The organism is Planococcus sp. RAB007_Raresut (assembly GCF_057369535.1).
This window is the reverse complement of the sequence record NZ_JBXYIF010000169.1, coordinates 1-259: the sequence shown is the minus strand read 5'-3', so window position 1 is coordinate 259 and position 259 is coordinate 1. Positions and strand designations below refer to the sequence as shown.

1 protein-coding gene is annotated in these 259 nt (G+C 45.2%); it reads right to left on the bottom strand.

Going from position 1 to position 259, the window contains the following annotated elements:
• Positions 1-259, bottom strand: a 259-nt coding sequence (locus tag AC2Q9J_RS18165) for a transglycosylase domain-containing protein (protein WP_499042114.1), incomplete at both ends; no start/stop codon positions are given.

Genomic DNA, 259 nt, shown 5'->3' with positions numbered 1-259 from the left:
ACTAATTCAGCACGGACCATTTCGCCCACATACGGAAATACATTGCTCACTGAGCGATCTACCATATTTAAGTTAATCGGCTCTGCGACGGCTTTTTGGTATTGATTTTGATTAATATAGCCGAGTTGTAACATGCGCCCAAGAATCCAATTACGGCGCTCCAGTGCGCGTTGTGGATTGGCAACAGGGTTATAGCGAGATGGGGCTTTAGGTAAGCCTGCAATCATCGCCATTTCGGCAATACTTAGATCATCAATCT